This is a genomic window from Brevibacterium sp. NPDC049920 (assembly GCF_040656435.1).
Lineage (GTDB): Bacteria > Actinomycetota > Actinomycetes > Actinomycetales > Brevibacteriaceae > Brevibacterium > Brevibacterium pityocampae.
In genome coordinates, this window is record NZ_JBFAMF010000001.1 from 188,820 (window position 1) to 204,374 (window position 15,555).

A 15,555-nucleotide genomic window follows, 5' to 3' on the forward strand; every position below is an offset into this window, starting at 1 on the left:
GGCGCGGGCCGGCTCGGGCACAGACCGCAGCCCGCCGTACTGCGGGGTATCCGAGGATCGACGCGCAATTGCGCGTTCCGTTTCGGATACTCCGCAGTTCGACGAGGCACTGCGCAGGGAGGGGCGACGAACGGGCCGGCCCTCGCGAGGAGAACCGACCCGTTCGATGAACCGTCCGAGGTGGCGCTGCGGTTCAAGTACTGCGCGTAACTCAGTGCGCGGCGTCGTAGGCCTCGAACACCTCGGCCGGGATGCGGCCGCGGTCGGAGACGTCGTGGCCGTTGGCCTTGGCCCAGGCGCGCACCGTCGAGGTGTCCGCGCCGGTGCGCGAGGAGGCACCTGCACCGCCGCCGGTGCGGCGACGACCGGTGGAACGCTGGCGGGAGGCCACGCGGCGCGCCTTCTCGATGTACGGGGCGAGGGCCTCGCGCAGCTTGGCGGCGTTGGCGCTGGAGAGTTCGATCTCGTAGCTGTGCTGGTCGAGCGAGAAGCTCACGGTCTCCGCGGCCTCGCTGCCATCGATGTCGTCAGTCAGCATGAGTTTCATTTCACGAGCCATGTTCGGGGTCCTTTCGGGAGGTCGATTCGACCGGCACGGTGGAGTCGTGCGCAGGCGAATCGGATGCATTCAGTGCGTCGTGAGTCGGATCCGCTCCGGACGAACGAAGATCATTCAGATCACCCGTGGATTCCGGGGACTCACCCGCGGAATCTTCGTTCTCCGAATAGAAACGGTCCATCTCCCTCCGTTCGATGCTGTCGGCGCGGACCACGGAACGGATGACGTACCAGAAGAGCAGTCCGACACAGATCGAAGGAAGGAGGACTTTGACGTATTCCATAATGAATCCTAACCGACGAATACCGCCGCGGCGAATAGAGAGCTGAAATATGATCTGGACAACACGGTTATTCTCCCACCGCGTGATGAGCACTTCATGTGACCGCGCGCCGCATATGCTCGAATGTGCATATCATGGAACGCCGCATCCGGCCCGGATCGCGCCGATAAACCGCACCTGAGGCGAATGCACTCTGCGCGGGATATCGGCCGCCACCATCGATCACCTCGCAGTTGTGCGGGTCACCGCAGAACGCAGAACCGGATAACCGGAATTCGCAGTGTCGCTGACCACAGGGCGATCCATCTGACGATGAAGCGGAGTCCGCTCACTTCTCGAGCGGCTTGACGAGCGGGAAGAGCACCGTCTCCCGGATCCCCAGCCCGGTGAGCGCCATGAGCAGACGGTCAATCCCCATGCCCATGCCGCCGCTGGGCGGCATGCCGTACTCCATGGCCATGAGGAACTCCTCGTCCACCGCCATCGCCTCGTCGTCGCCTCGCGCGGCGTCGCGGGCCTGCGATTCGAAGCGCTCGCGCTGGATCACCGGGTCGATGAGCTCCGAATAGCCGGTGGCGAGCTCGAATCCGCGCACATAGAGATCCCATTTCTCCACCACGCCCGGCTTCGAGCGGTGCTCACGGGTGAGCGGCGAGGTGTCGAGCGGGAAATCGACGACGAATGTCGGCGCCCACAGCCGGTCGGAATAGAAGTGCTCCCACATCTCCTCGACGTATTTGCCGTGGCTGCGGAACACTCCTTCGAGATCGATATCGTATTTCTGCGCAATCTCCGCGAGCCGCTCCACGGTGGTCTCCGCGGTGATCTTCTCACCGACCTCCTCGGACAGCGAATCGTACATGCTCACGACGGCCCATTCGCCGCCGAAATCGTATTCCGTGCCGTCGGACAGGGTGACCTGGAGCGAACCGGTGGCATCGCGGGCGGCATTCTGGATGAGCGTCTTGGTGAGATCCGCGATCGAATGATAATCGCCATATGCCTGATAGGCCTCGAGCATCGCGAATTCCGGGGAATGCGTGGAATCCGCGCCCTCATTGCGGAAATTGCGGTTGATCTCGAACACGTTGTCGAGGCCGCCGACCACCGCCCGCTTGAGGAACAGCTCCGGGGCGATCCGCAGGAACAGCTCCATGTCGTAGGCGTTCATGTGGGTGGAGAACGGCCGGGCGGCGGCGCCGCCGTGGAGGGTCTGGAGCATGGGCGTCTCGATCTCCATGAAGCCGGTCTCCGCGAAGGTGCGGCGCAGGGAGATCATGACGTCGGAGCGGAGCTTGACCGCCTGGCGCGCGGCGTCGCGGGTGATGAGGTCGATGTAGCGCTGGCGCACCCGGGTCTCGTCGGTGAGCTCGGTGTGGAGCGCGGGCAGCGGGCGCAGGGCCTTGGCGGCGAGCTGCCATTCCGAAGCCATGACGGAGAGCTCGCCGCGCTTGGACTTGATGACCCGGCCGCGGAGGAACACGTGGTCGCCGAGGTCGACGTCGGACTTCCAGGCGTCGAGCCGCTCCTTGCCGACCTCCTTCTGCGACAGCATGCCCTGGAGGCGGGTGCCGTCCCCGGCCTGCAGGGTGACGAAGCAGAGCTTGCCGGTATTGCGGAAGAACACGACGCGTCCTGCGACGGCGACGACGTCCTCGGTCTCCTCCCCGTCCTCGAGCGCGGGGTAGGCCTCGCGCACCTCGGCCAGGGTGTGGGTGCGGGGCACGTGGACCGGGTAGGGCTCCTGCCCCTCCTCGAGCAGCCGGACGCGCTTGTCCTTGCGGATCCGCAGCTGTTCGGGGTCGAGGTGGTCCGGGGCGTCGGCCGGGGCAGCACCGGCCTGGGCGGGATCGAGTTCTGGCATGGCTCCAAGGCTACCGCGTGCGGTGCGCCCGGCAGGAATCCGCGGGTCCCGAGGCGCCCGCCGGCCCCGGCAGGAATCCGCGGTTCCCGAGGCACCCGCCGGCCCGGCAGACCACGCACGGCCCCGGCCGCCCGGCCGGAATCAGAGCTTCTCAGCTCTCGAGGAGCTCGATGATCTGCAGGGCCTTGGCGTCGTCGATCGTGCCGTTGCGCAGGGCGCGGGCCACGGTCGCCCGGGCGAGCGCCCGATACGTGTCCCCCACCTCGGTGGAGCCGGCCTCGACGGCCTGCTCGGAGAGCGCCTCGAGGTGGGCGCGCACGGTGTCGACGTCGCCGCGGCTCACGGGCCCGGTGAGCGCACCCGGCCCGGACTGCAGCGTGTTGTCGACGCTCGCGCGGAGCAGCGAGGCGAGCACCCGCGGGGCGTCGTCGATGCCGAGCCCGGCGAGCACCTCGAGCGCCTGGCCGACGATCGCGACGGTGTGGTTCGAGGCGTGGGCGATCGCGGCGTGGTAGAGCGGGCGGTCGGCCTCGGCGACGACGATCGGCTCCGCGCCCATCTCGACGACGAGCGCCTGCCCGATCGGCAGCACGGTGCGGGCGGCGGTGACGGCGATCGTCGCCTCCTGCAGTCGCGGCAGGTCCATGCTCGTACCGGTGAAGGACAGCGAGGGGTGCAGGGCGATGGTGATGGCACCGGCCCGGGCGGCGGGCTCGAGCACCTCGGTGCCGAACCGGCCGGCGCAGTGCATGATGATCTGCCCGGGCTTGAAGCGGCCGAGCGCGGCGAGCCCGGACACGAGCTCGCCGAGCACGTCGTCGGAGACGGTGAAGAGGACGAGCTCGGCGCGCTCGACGACGGTCTCGATGTCGAGGACGGGCACCCCGGGGAGCATCGCCTCGGCGCGGTCGCGGCTCGCCTCGGAGGTGGCGGTGACGCCGACGACGGCGTGACCGGCGGCCCGCAGCGCCCGGCCGATGACCGCACCGACCTTCCCGCAGCCGACGATGCCGACCCCGAGCCGGGTCTGATCCTCGAGATTCATCGCACTCCCTCCCCTGCCCGGAGCGTCCGCCGGGCCCAGTCCACACAGGCTACCGGGCGCCGACGGACGCAGTCGCCGCGGTGCGACTCAGGCGTCGAGCAGCCAGTCGTTCGGAGCGAACAGCTCGTAGTGGACGTCGGCGGCGGCGACGCCGCGCTCGTCCAGCTGCGTCCTGATGAACTGGAGGAACCCGTTGGAGCCGCAGATGTAGACGCTCGCGCCCTCCGGCAGCTCGACCGCACTGAGGTCCATGAGGCCTTCGCGGACCTCGCCCTGGAGCTCGGCGTCGGGGGTCCCGGTGCCGTACCAGGTGATCGCGGAGCCCTCGGCCAGACCGGCGGCGTACCCGGTGCGGGCGGCACCGAACGCGTCGACCTCGGCGGAGTCGTCGGCGTGGAGCGCGACCACGGTGCGGGCGGAACCGCTCGCGGCCAGGCTGTCGAGCATCCCGAGCATCGGGGTCACGCCGATCCCGGCGGAGATCAGCACGACCGGGTTCGTCGCCTGCGTGTCGAGCACGAGGTCGCCGGAGGGCAGGGTGACCTCGAGGGAGTCGCCCACCTGGACGTTCTCGCCGAGCCAGTTGGACACCTCGCCCTCGGGGGCGCTCTCCGTGGCACGGATCCGCTTGACGGCGAAGGACAGCTCGCCGGCCGCGCTGCCGCCGCGCACCAGGGAGTACTGGCGCAGCTGGCGGGCACCGTCGGGCAGGCGTGCGCCGACGGACACGTACTGGCCCGGGAGGTGCCCGGGCAGGTCCGCCGAGCCCTCGGCGGCGCGCACGGTGAAGTGGACGATGTCGCCGGGCAGGTCCCGGCGATCGACCACAGTGGTCGCACGGAACACGTCGCCGGGCTCCACCCGGGCCGAGCGGTAGAGGTCGTACTCGAAGTCGGTGAGCACGTCGGCCATGAGCCAGTACACGGAGTCCCAGGCCGCGGCGACGTCCGGGGTGACGACGTCCTCGCCGAGCACCTCGACGATCGCGGCGAAGAGGTTGTCGTGGACGATCTGGTACTGGTCCTTGGTGATGCCCAGGGACACGTGCTTGTGCCCGATCCGCGAGAGCAGGTTGACCGGGGCCGGGGCCTCGGGGTCGACGAGCATGGTGGCGAAGGTCGCCACGGAGGCTGCGAGCGCACGCTGCTGGGCGCCCTGCTTCTGGTTGCCGCGGTTGAAGGTGTCGGCGATGAGCTCGGGGTGGGCCTCGAACATGCGGGAGTAGAAGATCGGGGTGATCTCGTTGATCTTCGACCCGACGAGCGGCAGGGTCGCCTTGATGATCTCCTCGTGCTCCGGGGTGAGGCCGATGGAGTCGAGTTCCTTCTCGTCGAGGTAGAGGTCGGACGTGCTCATGGATTCTCCTGAACTGTTGCGGATTCACACACCGCCGCCGGCGGCATGCCTGAGCTGGTGGAACATCTGTGGGGAGCGCGCGGGCACCGGGCCCGAGGCGGTCAGTGCCCGGGCATCGGACCGGGCCGGGCCCGAGGCGGTCGGTGCGCGGGCATCGGGTCGGGCATGGCAGGGCAGGGTCGGGATCACGACACCGCTGCCGGTCTTCCGCAGTCCGGGCCGGCGCGCTCGGTCAGCGGCGCCGCAGGCCCGCGGTCTCCCGGCGGGCCGGAGAGCAGGGTCAGCAGCACGGGTCCGGTCGGGGAGTCGACGAGATCGCTGAGGCAGACCTCGTCGAGGACGGCGAGGAACGCCTGCTCGGCGCGGTCGAGCACGCTCTTGAGCCGGCAGTTCCCCCGCAGCGGGCAGGTCGAGCAGTCGACGACGGCGCCGACCCCTTCGAGCTCGCGGACGATCGAGCCGATCGGGCGGGTGCGGCCCTCCTCGGTGAGTGTGAGCCCTCCGGTGCGCCCGCGCCGTGAGGCGATGACGCCGGTCCCGGACAGTCGGGAGATCGCCTTCGCCAGGTGCGTCTCCGAGGCCTCGAGTCGCAGGGCGAGCTCGGCGGTGGTCATGCGCGTCCCGGACTCGGCCGTGGCGAGCATCATGAGTGCGCGGAGGCCGAGGTCGGTGAACCGGGATACCTGCATGGGTCCACCGTACCTAATTCGGAGTCTATAACTCCAATTAACGGAGCGGGCCGTGCTCCACCGGATCCGGCCCTCCGCTATGCGGCTCCACCGGATCCGGCCCGCCGGTGTGCGGCTCCACGACATCCGGCCCGCCCGTGTGCGCGTCGAGCGCGGCGCGGGCCTGCCGGGTGATCTCCGCGTGCTCGAAGAAGAACTCCTCCGCCGTCGCCGCCGTCTGGTGGCTCACCTGCGGCTTGACCGGGCCCGCGGTGGAGTGGAGGTCGACGCTCGCGAGTCCGAGCGCACGCTGGATCGGCCCGGCGAACACCCGCATCGACTGCACGCGGGCGTGCGGCACGCAGTCGACGCGCCGGTCGAGGCGGCCGGACCGGATGACGAGCATGCTGCCGGTGCGCACCCAGCCGTTGCGTCGGTAGGTCAGCGGGTCGAGCCAGCGCGAGGCCCGGTCCTGGTGGTGGAAGAGCGCCTCGACCCCCGGACCGCCGGCATCCGGACCGCCGGCATCCGGACTATCGGCACCCGGACCGTCAGCATCCGACGGCTCAGCATCCGACGGCTCGGCATCCGCGCCCGGCGCGGGGCCGGCGTACATCGCCTCGACCATGAGCTCGCGGCCGCTCAGGCCGCCGGGCACCTGCGGGTGTGGGAGGACGAGTCCGAGCATCATGAGGCACTGGTCGAGCGAGCCGACGGGCAGCAGGGTCGTCGAGGTGTTCTCCCCCTCCTGCCCGGCGATGGTGTACTCGGCCCGCCACCAGTCCGGGTAGCGCCACAGCAGCGGCTGGGAGAGCCGCACCGCCTGGATCCGGTCGAGCGGGATGATGCGGCGCGTGGTCGTGGTGAGCCCGTGCGTCACGGCGAGCCCGTCGCGGGTGATGGTGACGGAGAAGTTCGACTCGTCGAAGGATTTCTTCACGACGCCGTACGCGGCGGCGAAGAGCGGGATGATCGCGACGATGCTGCCGGTGATCGCCTCCCAGCGGCCGATCACGGCGAGGACGACGAACCCGGCGAGCACCGCGAGGACGAACGCGAGCGTCACGAGGGTGCCGGTCGACAGCAGCCCGGAGAGCAGCACGGTGTGGGCGGGGATGCGCAGGATCCGGCCGTCGTCGTCGGCGCGCGCCCGCACGGTGTACGGCCGGAGCACGTCGGTGAGGGTGCCTCCGATGTCGCCGATCACCCCGGCCGCGGTCGGTTCGATCCGTGCCATGAGGCGGCTGCCGAGGTTCGCCCCCGGCGCCGAGGCGGCACTCGCCCGGCCGCGTCCGCCCGCCGGTCCGTCAGCACGGCCGACCGCACCTCCGGGATGGCTTCCGGGGCCGCTGCCGGGGACTCCGCTGCCGGCGCCCGTATCGCCGGGATGGCCGGCACTGTCCGGAAGCGTCCCGGCGGGACCGTGACCGACACCGGGAGCCGACCCGGATCCACCGGCCGGGTCGCCGGCCCGATGGCTGTCCTCGGCCGCGCGGAGTGCCCGCACCCGGTCGAGGAGCGCCTCCCGGAGCTCCTCGGCGCGGTCGCGGCCGAGGAACTCGAGATCGACGGAGGAGTCCTTGCCGCCGGCGACGTCGAAGCGCAGCTTCGCGAGTCCGAACAGGCGCGGCACGAGCGGCTGGTTGATGTCGATCGCCTGCACCCGGTCGAGCCGGGCGGTGCGCAGCTGCCGGTTGAGCAGGCCCTTGCGCAGGTAGATCGCCTCGTCGTCGATGTGGTAGCCGGTGCGCCGCCACACGAGCCAGTTGAGGAACCCGATGAGGGCGAGGAGCAGGATGAGCCCGCCGAGGGTCGCAAGGATGACGAGCGGGTGGTCGAGCAGCCAGGCGAGGATCCCGTCCGAGCCGGTGAATCCGCCGGTGACGAGCTCCTGGAGGAACTGCTGGCTCTGCGCCAGGAGCACGCCGATCGCGGCGAGGATGAAGAGCCAGCTCTTGAGCGCCGGGGTCAGCGGGTGGACCCGCCGCCATTCGGTGAAGTCGGAGGTGGTCGACCCGGTGTCGGGCGTCCCATGCCCGGGCTCCATCGGTCCGGGGTTCAACGGCTCGGGTGCTCCTGGATCAGGCATTCCGGTCATCGGCGATCACAGCCCTGCGAGCCGGGCCTCGCCGCGGGCGGCGAGCGCGTCGCGGAGGCGCTCGGCCTCCGCCGCGGGCAGGCCGGGGATCGAGGCGTCGGTGGCGGCGGAGGCGGTGTGGAGCTCGACGGTGGCGAGCCCGAACAGCCGCTCGATCGGCCCGGACTTGACGTCGACGAACTGCATCCGCCCGAACGGCACCACGGTGGTCGAGCGGAAGAGGATGCCGCGGCGGATGAGCAGGTCGTCGGGGCGCTCGGCGTACCCGAGCCGCCCGACCTGGCGGATGAGGACGATCGCGCTCCACACGACGACGACGAGCCACAGCGCGGCGGCGGCCCACATCCAGGGACGCACGGCTTCGAAGATCACGCCGAGCACGATCATCGGGATGAGAAGCGGGACCATCCAGATGAGCAGTCCCAGGAGGTGGACCCCGATGAGCTTGCGGCTGACGGGGACGAACTCGATGTCGGTCATGCGGGATCGGCTCCTGCGGTGTCGTCGGGTGGCAGGGTGCAGTAGGACTCAACGATGAGCCCTACGATCATGAGGATCGCCGAGGCGGCGACGGCGAGCAGCATGCCGAGTGCGGCGCTCGCCCGCACCCCGCCGGCGCTGATGAACAGGTAGGCGGCGGCGCCGAGGTACCAGCCGGTGAGCAGGCTCCCGGTGAGCGAGGCGGCCTTGGCGAGCATCGCCGTGCGAGCGGCGGCGACGTGGTCGATGTCGCGGCTGCGGTCGCCGTCGTTCCACTTCTTGATCGGCCAGCCGAGGACGAGGAGGACGAGGGAGAGCACGATCATCCCGAGGATCGCCGGCCACGGCAGGCCGGGCAGCGCCTGGCCGAGCGACTCCCACACGTAGTGGAACGCGAGCGAGGCGAGGAGTCCGACGAACCCCCAGCTGAAGAGCTGCGTGGAGGTGGTCTGCTTCATCGCGCCTCCTCACTCCCGGGAGCCGGCTGCGGTGCCGGGGAGGTGGGCGGTTCCGGAACCGCAGGCCCCAGGGTGTCCGCGGTGCGCTCGACCCCGCCGGCGTCGGCGGCACGGGCGATCGCCTCGGCGAGGCCGACGGCCGCACCGGCGACCTCCACCCGAGCGCCGGGGGCGATCTCCTCCCAGGGGGCGAGGACGAAGGCGCGCTCGGCGGCCCGCGGGTGGGGCAGGTCGAGGCGGGGCAGCGCGAGGCGCATCTGCTGCGCCGGGTCGTCGAGCTCGGCACCCGGTGCGGCATACCGGATGAGGTCGATGTCGAGGGTGCGCGGGCCCCAGCGGACGTCGCGGGTGCGGTGGGCGGCGACCTCGATCCCCTGGGCGACGCCGAGGAGTTCGAGCGGGGTGAGTGCGGTGTCGACGAGGACGGCGGCATTGAGGAAGTCGGGCTGCTCGACCCCGCCGACGGGTGCGGTGCGGTACACGTGGGAGGCCGCGGTGACGGTGATGTGCGGGTGTCTTTCGAGCGCAGCGACCGCGGTGCGGAGCGCGGTGAGCGGCTCGCCGAGGTTCGCGCCGAGCGCGAGGACCGCGCGGGCCGGGCGCTGCCGCGCCGCGTCGCCACCGCTCTCGGTCCCGGCCTGCGCCTCACCGGTCCCGGCGGGCCGGCTGCCCGCGCTGCTCGCGCCTCGGGAGCGGGTGACGGTGACGGACACGTCGGCGAAGGCGTGCGGGATCGGGGCCTGCGGCTTGTGGACGGTGACGGTGATCTGCGCGCAGTGGGCCAGGCAGCGGCGGGCGATCCCCTCCGCCACGCTCTCGATGAGGTCGAAGGGCTCCCCGGTGATCACCGCGACGGCCTCCTCGGCGAGCACCCCGTAGTCGACGGTGTCGGCGAGCGCGTCGCCGCGCCCGGCCGTGGAGAGGTCTCCGGGCACCTCGAGGTCGACAAGGAACTCCTGCCCGTCCGTGCGCTCATGGTCGAACACCCCGTGGTGTCCGAACGCGCGCAGCCCGGTGAGCCGGATCCGGTCCATCAGGGGACCTCGGAGTCCGGTCGGGTGCCGGGGGCCGGGCGGGAGGTCCCCGGCCCGACTGCCGCCTCCGGGCTCGGGGAGTCCTCCGCCCCGGCCGGGTCGAGCGGCAGCTCGGGTGCGCGGGCGGCGTGCTCGGCGAGCGCCTCGGCGACCTGCACGGCGATGAGGGAGCTGCGCGGTTCGTGGACGCGCACCGCCCAGGCCCCGGCGCGGGCGCAGTAGGCGCTGATCGCGGCGGTCGCTGAGTCCCGGTCGGTGTTCGTCACGCCGGCCGGGTCCTGCGGGTCGAGCAGGGAGGCGAGGAAGCGCTTGCGGGAGCCGGCGACGAGCAGCCGGAAGCCCATCCGGGTGAAGGCGTCGAGGCCGGCGAGGAGCTGCCAGTTGTGCTCGGCGTTCTTCGAGAACCCCAGGCCGGGGTCGAGGATGATGTCGGATTCGGCGATCCCGGCGGCGAGCGCGGCGTCGATCCGCTCGCTGAGCTCGGTGCGCACCTCGGCGACGACGTCGTCGTAGGCGTACTCGGCGTGGGCGTCGGTGAGGAGGCCGCGCCAGTGCATGAGAACGATGGGGGCGCCGGATTCGGCGGCCACGCCGAGCATCGCGGGGTCGGTGAGCCCGGCGGAGACGTCGTTGATGATGCGGGCGCCGGCGTCGAGTGCGGCCCGGGCGACGGCGGCGCGCATGGTGTCGACGCTGATCACCGCACCCTGCCGGGCGAGCTCGCGGGTGACGGGGACGACGCGGGCGAGCTCCTCGTCCTCGGGCACCCGGACGGAGCCGGGGCGGGTGGACTCCCCGCCGATGTCGATGATGTCCGCGCCGGCCTCGAGCAGCGCGATGCCGTGGCCGACCGCCTGGTCGAAGTCGAGCCAGCGGCCGCCGTCGGAGAACGAGTCCGCGGTGACGTTGAGCACGCCCATGATCTGCGTCCGCATCGGCTCACTTCCCCAGGATCAGGCTCATGGCCTCGGCGCGGGAGGCCCCGTCGCGCAGCTGGCCGCGCACCGCGGAGGTGATCGTCGAGGCGCCGGGGCGCTGCACGCCGCGCATCGACATGCACAGGTGCTCGGCCTCGACGACGACGATGACACCGGCGGGGTTGAGGTGGGTGACCATCGCGTCGGCGATCTGCGCGGTGAGCCGCTCCTGCACCTGCGGGCGGCGGGCGTAGATGTCGACGAGCCGGGCGAGCTTGGACAGCCCGGTGACGTACCCGTCGGTGCCCGGGATGTAGCCGATGTGGGCCACACCGTGGAAGGGCACGAGGTGGTGCTCGCAGGTGGAGTACATCTCGATGTTGCGGACGAGCACCATCTCGTCGTAGCCGACGTCGAAGTGCACGCCGAGCACCTCGGCGGCGTCGCGGCCGAGGCCGGAGAAGATCTCCTCGTAGGCGCGGGCGACGCGGGCCGGGGTGCCCTTGAGGCCGTCGCGGTCGGGATCCTCGCCGATCGCGGCGAGGATCTCCCGCACGGCGGCCTCGATGCGCGGCTGGTCGACCATGTCAGTGCACCGGGCCCTGGGGTCCGCTCTCCGGGGGCTGGGTCGGGCCCTGCGGGGGCACGCCGCCGTGGCCCTCGTGCGGGGGCTGCGGGCCGGCGCCCGGCGGGGTCGGGCCCGGCTGCACCGGCGGCTGACCGCCGGCACCCGGGGCGCCCGGCCCGTCGGGACCGGGGCCGCCCTGACCACCGGCACCCGGGCTTCCGGCACCCGGCGCGTGCGAGCCGCCGGCCATGACCTCGGGCTCGAAGGGGTTGAGGCGGCGCTCCGGGATCGGGATGGGGCCGCGCTCGGACACCGGGCGGTCGTCGTTGGCGAGCCACACCTCGCGCACGGGGCGCTTGGTGACGGGGGCGAAGATCGCGGCGAGCTCGTGCTGGTCGAGCGTCTCCTTCTCGAGCAGCTCGTGGGCGAGCGCGTCGAGGACGTCGCGGTTGGTCGTCAGCGCCCAGTAGGCGTCGGCGTGGGCTTCGTCGATGAGGCTGCGGACCTCGGAGTCGATGACCCTGATGGTGTCCTCGGAGTAGTCGACGCCGTGGCCGTAGCCCTTGCCGGCGAACGGCTCGGAGTTGTCCTCGCCGACCTTGACCATGCCGACCTTCTCGCTCATGCCGTACTGCGTGACCATCTTCCGCGCGATCCCGGTCGCCTTCTCGATGTCGTTGCTCGCCCCGGTGGTCGGGTCGTGGAAGACGATCTCCTCGGCCACCCGGCCGCCCATCGCGTAGGCGAGCTGGTCGAGCAGCTCGTTGCGGGTGGTCGAGTACTTGTCCTCCGTCGGCATGACCATGGTGTAGCCCAGGGCCCGGCCGCGCGGCAGGATCGTGACCTTGGTGACGGGGTCGGTCTGGTTCATCGCCGCGGCGACGAGCGCGTGCCCGCCCTCGTGGTAGGCGGTGACGAGCCGCTCCTTGTCGTTCATCAGCCGGGTGCGCTTCTGCGGGCCGGCGATGACGCGGTCGATCGCCTCGTCGACGGCGTACTTGTCGATGACGGTCCTGTTCATCCGCGCGGTGAGCAGCGCGGCCTCATTGAGGACGTTGGCCAGGTCCGCGCCGGAGAACCCGGGCGTGCGCTTGGCGACCATCCCGAGGTCGACGTCGGGGGCCAGCGGCTTGCCGCGGGAGTGGACCTCGAGGATGTGCTGGCGGCCCTTCATGTCCGGGGCCTCGACGGAGATCTGGCGGTCGAAGCGGCCCGGGCGCAGCAGCGCGGGGTCGAGGACGTCGGGGCGGTTGGTCGCGGCGATGAGGATGACGTTGCTCGTCGCGTCGAAGCCGTCCATCTCGACGAGGAGCTGGTTGAGGGTCTGCTCGCGCTCGTCGTGCCCGCCGCCCATGCCGGCGCCGCGCTGGCGGCCGACGGCGTCGATCTCGTCGATGAAGATGATGCACGGCGAGTTGTTCTTCGCCTGCTCGAACAGGTCGCGCACGCGGGAGGCGCCCACACCGACGTACATCTCGACGAAGTCGGAGCCGGAGATCGAGTAGAACGGGACCCCGGCCTCGCCGGCGACGGCGCGCGCGAGCAGGGTCTTGCCGGTGCCCGGGGAGCCGTAGAGGAGGACGCCCTTGGGGATCTTCGCCCCGACGTCCTGGAACTTCTTCGGCTCGGCGAGGAACTCCTTGATCTCCTCGAGCTCCTCGAGGGCCTCGTCGACGCCGGCGACGTCGGCGAAGGTGACGTCCGGGTTCTCCTTGTTGACGAGCTTGGCGCGGGACTTCCCGAAGCTCATGATCTTGCCGCCGCCGCCCATCTGGGACACGAGGAACCAGAAGATCGCGATGATGATGATGAAGGGGACGATGTTGAGCAGCAGGGTGGTGAGCCACGACTGGCGGGGCACCTCGTCGGTGTAGCCCTGCTCCGGGGCGGCCTGCTCCACGGCCTCGACGACGGCCTCGCCGCGGGGTTCGACGTAGTAGAACTGCACCTGCGTGCCGTACTCGCGGTCGTCGACGGTGAAGTCCTCGGTGAGAACGAGGTCGACGCGCTGGTCGTTGTCGACGATCTTCGCCTGCTCGACCTTGCCGTCGGAGAGCAGCTTGAGCCCCTGATCGGTGTCGATCCGCTGGAACCCGCCACCGGACAGCAGCATGGTGCCGAAGGACACGATGATGATGGCCAGGATGATCCATATCAGCGGCCCGCGCGCCAGCTTCTTGACGTCGGTGCCGCTCTTCTTGGTCTCGGCCATGGGTCCTCTCAGGCAGACGGATCGGTTCGGAGCACGGTCAGCCTACCCGAGTGGGTTGGGAATCCCTGTGACGGAGCGGAAGGGCTGGAGCCGCCAGGTGGCGGCGGACCGCAGCGCCGGTGGGCCACCGGTGCCGAGGCGCCCGCGCCTCGGCACCGTGCCTCGGCCTCGCGCCTCGGCCTCGTGCCGCGGCTCGCGGCCGCGGCGGGTCACTGGTAGACGTGCGGGGCGAGCGTCGCGACGAAGGGGACGTTGCGGTAGCGCTCGGCGTAGTCGAGGCCGTAGCCGATGACGAACTCGTTGGGCACGTCGAAGCCCACGTAGCGCACGTCGAGCTCGACCTTGACGGCCTCCGGCTTGCGCAGCAGCGTGCAGATCTCCACCGAGGCCGCGCCGCGGGAGCGGAGGTTCGACAGCAGCCACGACAGGGTGAGGCCGGAGTCGATGATGTCCTCGACGATGAGCACGTGCTGGTCCTTGAGGTCGGTGTCGAGGTCCTTGAGGATCCGCACGACGCCGGAGGACTTGGTGCCCGAGCCGTAGGAGGACACGGCCATCCAGTCCATCCGGACCGGGGAGTGGAGTGCGCGGGCGAGGTCGGCCATGACCATGACGGCACCCTTGAGCACGCCGACGAGGAGCACGTCCCTGCCCTGGTAATCGCGGTCGATGTCGGAGGCCATCTCGGTGAGGCGGTGCGCGATCTGCGCTTCGGTCACCAGCACCTTCTCGATGTCGGTGCCCAGGTCGTTCTGATCCACTGTGTCAGCTCCTCGGTGCTGTGCGCGATGCTCGGGGTCCGGTCTCAGCGTATCCCAGAACCGGTGGGGGCCGGCAGGCCGAGCAGGGTGAAGATCAGCCCTCCGCCGGCGGTCCGCCGCACCTCCGCGGCGCCGGGCACCGAGACCGCGCCGCGGCGCCGCCCGGTGAGCAGATCGTCGACCGCCTCGACGTGGTGGGCGCCGACCTCCTGCGCGGTGCCGGCGTGCTCGCGCAGCCAGTCGCGCAGCACCCGGGTGCGCACCGCCTGCGGGAGTCCGGCAGCGCTCGCGTGCACCTCCGGGCCCGAGGTATGGGCCGGGCGGGCGGCCGCCGCCTGCGCCTCGAGTGCGTCGGAGTCGGCGGCGAGGAGGGCGGCGGTGCGGGCGAGCGCGCGGGCGGCGCCGGGGCCGAGCTCGGCCTCGAGCACGGGCAGGACGCGGGTGCGGGCGCGGACCCGCGCGAACCGGGGGTCGGCGTTCATCGGGTCCTCCCATACGGGGATGCCGGAGGCGGCGCAGGAGGCCCGGGTCTGTGCGCGGGTGATGTCGAGGAGCGGCCGCCACAGGTACCCGGAGCGGGGCCGCATGCCGGCCAGGGACCGGGCGCCGGAGCCGCGCAGCAGCCCGAGGAGCACGGTCTCGGCCTGGTCGTCGCGGGTGTGCCCGGTGAGGATCGCCGCCGCTCCGCGGCTGGTGCGGATGCGTTCGAGGGCGGTGTAGCGGGCGGTGCGGGCGGCGGCCTCGATGCCGCCGTGAGCGGGGTCGACGGCGACGCGCACGGACTCCGCGGACAGGCCGAGGCCGGTGAGGCGCTCGACGACTGCGGCGGCGTTCGCGGCGGAGCCGTCCTGGAGGCCATGGTCGACGACGACGGCGTGGAAGCGGGGAGCGGGTGCTGCTGGTGCGGAGTTCGGTCCCGGGTCCGGGCGGGTGCCGACAGCGGTGCCAGCTCCTGAGCGGAGGCTCGGTCCCGGGTCCGGGCGGGTGCCGAGGTGGGCGCAGGCGGCGGCGAGCGCCATCGAGTCCGCTCCCCCGGACACCGCGAGGACGAACTCCGGTGCGGGCTCCTGCTCGTGCGGCGGGGCCGGGGCCGCGACGGCGGGGTGATCCGGTGAGTCGGCGGGCGCCTCGGCGAGCAGGGCGCGCACCGCGTTGCGGATCTCCGCGGTCGCCCGGTCCAGGCGCGGCAGTCGACTCCCTGCCGACCCGGTCATCCTGCCGGTCCCGTCATCGCCGCCGCCTCGGCCGTGGT

The 15,555-nt window shown here is 71.5% G+C and carries 15 protein-coding genes; all 15 read right to left on the reverse strand.

What is annotated here, in order from left to right:
* Window positions 1-211: 211 nt before the first annotated feature.
* A complete protein-coding gene (locus tag AB0I45_RS00900; RefSeq protein WP_276087651.1) occupies window positions 212-538 on the reverse strand; it encodes an Lsr2 family protein in 327 nt (108 codons plus the stop codon).
* Between the two features lie 10 nt (window positions 539-548).
* Window positions 549-842, reverse strand: a complete 294-nt coding sequence (locus AB0I45_RS00905; RefSeq protein ID WP_247618251.1) for a hypothetical protein — start codon at window positions 840-842, stop codon at window positions 549-551.
* Between the two features lie 328 nt (window positions 843-1,170).
* Window positions 1,171-2,706 (reverse strand): lysine--tRNA ligase, encoded by a 1,536-nt coding sequence (gene lysS, locus AB0I45_RS00910; RefSeq protein ID WP_360316078.1) that lies wholly within the window; start codon window positions 2,704-2,706, stop codon window positions 1,171-1,173.
* Between the two features lie 151 nt (window positions 2,707-2,857).
* The gene (locus tag AB0I45_RS00915; protein ID WP_360316081.1) at window positions 2,858-3,751 is read right to left on the reverse strand and encodes a DUF2520 domain-containing protein; all 894 of its coding nucleotides are present in this window, start codon (window positions 3,749-3,751) and stop codon (window positions 2,858-2,860) included.
* An 87-nt stretch (window positions 3,752-3,838) separates the two neighbouring features.
* Window positions 3,839-5,107, reverse strand: coding sequence for a globin domain-containing protein (locus tag AB0I45_RS00920; protein ID WP_360316084.1), 1,269 nt, complete (start codon window positions 5,105-5,107; stop codon window positions 3,839-3,841).
* 185 nt (window positions 5,108-5,292) lie between these two features.
* On the reverse strand, window positions 5,293-5,796 hold the full coding sequence (locus tag AB0I45_RS00925; RefSeq protein ID WP_265809139.1) for an Rrf2 family transcriptional regulator: 504 nt from the start codon (window positions 5,794-5,796) through the stop codon (window positions 5,293-5,295).
* A 37-nt stretch (window positions 5,797-5,833) separates the two neighbouring features.
* Window positions 5,834-7,837, reverse strand: coding sequence for a PH domain-containing protein (locus AB0I45_RS00930; protein WP_360316088.1), 2,004 nt, complete (start codon window positions 7,835-7,837; stop codon window positions 5,834-5,836).
* Between the two features lie 42 nt (window positions 7,838-7,879).
* Entirely contained in the window at window positions 7,880-8,353 is a 474-nt protein-coding gene (locus AB0I45_RS00935; RefSeq protein ID WP_345030080.1) for a PH domain-containing protein, read from the reverse strand.
* The gene (locus tag AB0I45_RS00940; protein ID WP_295688830.1) at window positions 8,350-8,811 is read right to left on the reverse strand and encodes a DUF3180 domain-containing protein; all 462 of its coding nucleotides are present in this window, start codon (window positions 8,809-8,811) and stop codon (window positions 8,350-8,352) included. Before AB0I45_RS00940 ends, AB0I45_RS00935 begins: the two co-directional genes overlap by 4 nt.
* On the reverse strand, window positions 8,808-9,845 hold the full coding sequence (gene folK, locus AB0I45_RS00945) for a 2-amino-4-hydroxy-6-hydroxymethyldihydropteridine diphosphokinase (RefSeq protein ID WP_360316092.1): 1,038 nt from the start codon (window positions 9,843-9,845) through the stop codon (window positions 8,808-8,810). Before folK ends, AB0I45_RS00940 begins: the two co-directional genes overlap by 4 nt.
* Window positions 9,845-10,780, reverse strand: coding sequence for a dihydropteroate synthase (folP, locus tag AB0I45_RS00950; RefSeq protein ID WP_360316095.1), 936 nt, complete (start codon window positions 10,778-10,780; stop codon window positions 9,845-9,847). Before folP ends, folK begins: the two co-directional genes overlap by 1 nt.
* 4 nt (window positions 10,781-10,784) lie before the next feature.
* Window positions 10,785-11,348: a GTP cyclohydrolase I FolE gene (folE, locus tag AB0I45_RS00955; RefSeq protein ID WP_265809142.1), complete on the reverse strand. Its 564-nt coding sequence runs from the start codon at window positions 11,346-11,348 to the stop codon at window positions 10,785-10,787.
* 1 nt (window position 11,349) lies between these two features.
* Window positions 11,350-13,542, reverse strand: coding sequence for an ATP-dependent zinc metalloprotease FtsH (gene ftsH / locus AB0I45_RS00960; protein WP_360316099.1), 2,193 nt, complete (start codon window positions 13,540-13,542; stop codon window positions 11,350-11,352).
* A gap of 209 nt (window positions 13,543-13,751) precedes the next feature.
* Window positions 13,752-14,303 carry a hypoxanthine phosphoribosyltransferase gene (hpt, locus tag AB0I45_RS00965; protein WP_247618241.1) on the reverse strand — a complete coding sequence of 184 codons (552 nt, stop codon included), beginning with the start codon at window positions 14,301-14,303 and terminating at the stop codon, window positions 13,752-13,754.
* 44 nt (window positions 14,304-14,347) lie between these two features.
* Window positions 14,348-15,517, reverse strand: coding sequence for a tRNA lysidine(34) synthetase TilS (gene tilS / locus AB0I45_RS00970; RefSeq protein WP_295688837.1), 1,170 nt, complete (start codon window positions 15,515-15,517; stop codon window positions 14,348-14,350).
* Window positions 15,518-15,555 lie beyond the last annotated feature (38 nt).

Excerpts from the sequence above, each read along its gene's own strand:
- AB0I45_RS00900 (WP_276087651.1), bottom strand. The coding sequence starts at position 538 with ATGCTGACTGACGACATCGATGGCAGCGAGGCCGCGGAGACCGTGAGC.
- AB0I45_RS00905 (WP_247618251.1), bottom strand. The coding sequence starts at position 842 with ATGGAATACGTCAAAGTCCTCCTTCCTTCGATCTGTGTCGGACTGCTC.
- lysS (WP_360316078.1), bottom strand. The coding sequence starts at position 2,706 with ATGCCAGAACTCGATCCCGCCCAGGCCGGTGCTGCCCCGGCCGACGCC.
- AB0I45_RS00915 (WP_360316081.1), bottom strand. The coding sequence starts at position 3,751 with ATGAATCTCGAGGATCAGACCCGGCTCGGGGTCGGCATCGTCGGCTGC.
- AB0I45_RS00920 (WP_360316084.1), bottom strand. The coding sequence starts at position 5,107 with ATGAGCACGTCCGACCTCTACCTCGACGAGAAGGAACTCGACTCCATC.
- AB0I45_RS00925 (WP_265809139.1), bottom strand. The coding sequence starts at position 5,796 with ATGCAGGTATCCCGGTTCACCGACCTCGGCCTCCGCGCACTCATGATG.
- AB0I45_RS00935 (WP_345030080.1), bottom strand. The coding sequence starts at position 8,353 with ATGACCGACATCGAGTTCGTCCCCGTCAGCCGCAAGCTCATCGGGGTC.
- AB0I45_RS00940 (WP_295688830.1), bottom strand. The coding sequence starts at position 8,811 with ATGAAGCAGACCACCTCCACGCAGCTCTTCAGCTGGGGGTTCGTCGGA.
- folK (WP_360316092.1), bottom strand. The coding sequence starts at position 9,845 with ATGGACCGGATCCGGCTCACCGGGCTGCGCGCGTTCGGACACCACGGG.
- folP (WP_360316095.1), bottom strand. The coding sequence starts at position 10,780 with ATGCGGACGCAGATCATGGGCGTGCTCAACGTCACCGCGGACTCGTTC.
- folE (WP_265809142.1), bottom strand. The coding sequence starts at position 11,348 with ATGGTCGACCAGCCGCGCATCGAGGCCGCCGTGCGGGAGATCCTCGCC.
- ftsH (WP_360316099.1), bottom strand. The coding sequence starts at position 13,542 with ATGGCCGAGACCAAGAAGAGCGGCACCGACGTCAAGAAGCTGGCGCGC.
- tilS (WP_295688837.1), bottom strand. The coding sequence starts at position 15,517 with ATGACCGGGTCGGCAGGGAGTCGACTGCCGCGCCTGGACCGGGCGACC.